The 2403-nt window shown below is 70.3% G+C and carries 3 protein-coding genes; 1 reads left to right on the forward strand and 2 read right to left on the reverse strand.

Going from position 1 to position 2403, the window contains the following annotated elements; all coding sequences use genetic code 11:
- Nucleotides 1-211 precede the first annotated feature (211 nt).
- A complete protein-coding gene (locus DQW06_RS19820; protein WP_013156010.1) occupies nucleotides 212-1489 on the forward strand; it encodes a delta-60 repeat domain-containing protein in 1278 nt (425 codons plus the stop codon).
- 10 nt (nucleotides 1490-1499) lie between these two features.
- Here DQW06_RS19820 and DQW06_RS19825 read toward each other — a convergent pair whose 3' ends face one another.
- On the reverse strand, nucleotides 1500-1946 hold the full coding sequence (locus DQW06_RS19825) for a hypothetical protein (RefSeq protein ID WP_013156009.1): 447 nt from the start codon (nucleotides 1944-1946) through the stop codon (nucleotides 1500-1502).
- Nucleotides 1946-2203 carry a hypothetical protein gene (locus DQW06_RS19830; RefSeq protein ID WP_117199083.1) on the reverse strand — a complete coding sequence of 86 codons (258 nt, stop codon included), beginning with the start codon at nucleotides 2201-2203 and terminating at the stop codon, nucleotides 1946-1948. Before DQW06_RS19830 ends, DQW06_RS19825 begins: the two co-directional genes overlap by 1 nt.
- Between the last annotated feature and the right edge of the window lie 200 nt (nucleotides 2204-2403).

Genomic DNA, 2403 nt, shown 5'->3' on the forward strand with positions numbered 1-2403 from the left:
CCTCCCCGGGCAAGCTCCGCCCCGGGCACGGCCGCGCCCCCTCCCTCGGGCCCCGCCGGTCCCACCGGTTACGCCGATCCGGAACCGCGCTCGACATGTGTCACTCTCCGTAGTTTTTGTGCGACCCTCTGAGAGGGTGCGGACACCCTCCGACCGGCTCCTCCGGTCGGCCCGCACGCATGGACCCGCACGACCGAGGGAGAGTCCTTCCGTGAAACCCAGCCGCCCGCTGCTCGCCCTGACGATGGGCACGCTGCTCCTACTCCCCGCCGGGGCCGCGGCCGCGGCGCCCGCCTCCCCCGCCGCAGAGGCCGACCACGCGCGCGTGGTCAGCGAACAGCCCGTGCAGTGGACGCCGCACGTCCTGGACGGCGCGGTCAAGGACATCCTGCGCGTCGGCGACACCATCCTCGTCGCCGGAAGCTTCACGCGGGTCGGCCAGACCGAGGGGGGCCGCGCCCACGACCTGCCCCACCTGTTCGCGTTCGAGCACGGCACCGGTCGGATCCTCCACGGGTTCGAACCGGAGGTGGACGGCACCGTCACCACGCTGGCCCCCGGACCCGACGGGACGGTGATCGCGGGCGGGGACTTCGGCTCGGTGGACGGCGAGCCCGCCGACGGGCTGGCCCGGCTGTCGGTGGACGACGGCGACCCGGTGCCGGAGTTCGGCGCCGTCGTCGACGGTGGCCGCGTCCAGCGCATCGCCAGCGACGGCGAGCACCTGTACGTGGGCGGCAGCTTCTCGGGGGTGAACGGCGTGGAGCAGCCCACGCTGGTCCGTCTCGACTCCGGGTCCGGCGAGGTGGACACCGGCTTCACACCCGACGTGTCCGACGCGCGCCAGGGCGTGCTGAAGGTCCAGGAGCTGGCGCTGAGCCCGGACGGGCGGCGGCTGGCCGTCAACGGCTCCTTCACCAGGATCGACGGTCACGAGCGGCACCAGATCGCCATGATGGACACCGCGAGCGGCTCGGTCACACCGTGGTCCACGTCCGCCTACGAGGAGCCCTGCGACTACGAGGAGCTGCACACCTACATGCGGCGGATGGCCTTCTCCCCGGACGGCTCCTACTTCGCGGTGGTGACGGCGGGCGGCCCGTACGTCAGGCCGGGCCTGTGCAAGTCCGTCGCGCGCTTCGAGAACACCGACACCCCGGGCTCGGAGCCCACCTGGAGCAACAAGACCGGCGGCGACTCGCTGTACTCGGTGGAGATCACGTCGGCGGCGGTGTACGTGGGCGGACACCAGCGCTGGATGGACAACCCCGAGGGCGCGCTCAACCCGGGGCCCGGCTCGGTGGCGCGCGAGGGCATCGCGGCCGTGGACCCCGAGACCGGCAAGGCCCTGCCGTGGAACCCCGGCCGGGCGCGCGGCCACGGCGTGGAGGCGATGCTGGCCACCTCCGACGGGCTGTACGTGGGCAGCGACACCGAGCGCCTCGCCGACGAGTACCACGCCCGGCTGGGGATGTTCCCGCTCTCCTGAAGCCGGGGCCTCAGGACACGGGGGCGTCCCTGCGGCGCCCCCGGCGTCCCCCGGGCACCGGCGTGTCCACCCCCTTGAGCAGCTGGTGGACGCGCTGGTGGGAGAGGTCCACGACGTCGGCCATGGCCCGCTGGGTGACGCCCTCCCTCCGCATGGTCTCCAGCACCCGGGCGCGGGCGCGGTCGCGCTCGATCTGGGACCGCCGGAACTCCTCCTCCGCCACGAGGTACTGGATCACGTCCTCGGTCACGTCCTCGCCGCCGAACTCGTAACGCCAGGTGATCGTGAAGTCCTCCGGGTCGGTGTCCGTGAGGTCGGCGATGGCCTCGGGAACCTCGTCCTTGATCTCGGAGAAGTGCACGTAGTCGACCGTTCCGACGACGTGTTCGGGCAGCCCCGAGACACGTACGACCCAGAGGTCCTCATCGCGGATGACGGTAGCCGTGTAGTCAGGCATCACTTCTCCATCCATTTCTCACCGAACAGGTGCTGCAAGCCGTTCTCCACGTCCCGCAGAAGGCCCCGGGACAGCCCCTTGGAATGTTGCGTGACCATGAAACGACCGACCTGTGCTCCGCCCTCGTCCAAGAGGACATAGGTCTGGTGTGGTCCCTTGCCCCGTCCTTTGAGTTCTTCCAGGCGCAGGCCGTTCTTGCGCGCCATTCGGCGCACCAGGGCGAGCAGGACCCGCGCCTTCATCCGCTTGTTGACCATGATTCTAAAGCTAGGCCGATTGCTACTCAAGCGCCCAGGAAACTAGATATATGGGCCGCGAGCCCCTGGGTTCCGGGTCGCCGTAACCAGCCCAAGATTTCTTGGCCAACAACCCTTGGCCAAGAAACCTTGGGCCTCTACAGTGACCGCATGAACGACTCCGCCCCCCGCGACAGCGAGACCCCCTCCCAGTGCCCGGG

Origin of the sequence: Nocardiopsis sp. TNDT3 (assembly GCF_003427465.1) — a bacterium.
Classification (GTDB): Bacteria; Actinomycetota; Actinomycetes; order Streptosporangiales; family Streptosporangiaceae; genus Nocardiopsis; species Nocardiopsis dassonvillei.

Bases quoted from the DNA above. Each gene is read 5' to 3' on its own strand.
- DQW06_RS19825 (WP_013156009.1), bottom strand. From the start codon at position 1,946: ATGCCTGACTACACGGCTACCGTCATCCGCGATGAGGACCTCTGGGTC.
- DQW06_RS19830 (WP_117199083.1), bottom strand. From the start codon at position 2,203: ATGGTCAACAAGCGGATGAAGGCGCGGGTCCTGCTCGCCCTGGTGCGC.